Origin of the sequence: Novosphingobium sp. BW1, from assembly GCF_008107685.1 — a bacterium.
Classification (GTDB): domain Bacteria; phylum Pseudomonadota; class Alphaproteobacteria; order Sphingomonadales; family Sphingomonadaceae; genus Novosphingobium.
In genome coordinates this window covers 1-418 of record NZ_VIRF01000079.1, presented here as the reverse complement: position 1 = coordinate 418, position 418 = coordinate 1, and the positions used below count along the sequence as shown (strand labels likewise).

1 protein-coding gene is annotated in these 418 nt (G+C 62.2%); it reads right to left on the bottom strand.

The window, feature by feature from the left end:
- On the bottom strand, positions 1–296 hold a 296-nt coding region (locus FMM79_RS14365), incomplete at its 3' end, for a hypothetical protein (RefSeq protein ID WP_148628157.1).
- Positions 297–418 lie beyond the last annotated feature (122 nt).

Sequence of the window (418 nt, the reverse complement as noted above, 5' to 3'; positions counted from 1 at the left end):
CCCTGCGCGGGTGAGGTGCCAGGTACCGCGGACTTGCCGGAAATCGTGCTACCACACTCAGAACCTGCGTCTTTGCCGTCCTTGAGCTTTTTGCGATAGCGCTCGAGCGCATCGAAGGGGTCCTGCCACAGGCGAGCTTCTATGGGTAGTTGCGCCTGGAATTGCCCACCGATGGGGCGCGACTCGAGGAAAGGCTCACGGTACAGAGCGAAGGTCGATACCACCAGGCTGAGGATGACTGCGCTGCCTGGCAGCCAGAAGCCCAGGTTGCTTCCTGAATCCTTGTTGTTGTCCATGGCCTTTCCCTCAGGTGTCGGGGCGACCGCTACTCCTAAGGTATAGACCCAACCAGGGCGCCCGCCCAATTCGCGGGGTGCGCCAAGCAACCGTAGCAGCCGTAGCAGCTGCCGAGCCTGCG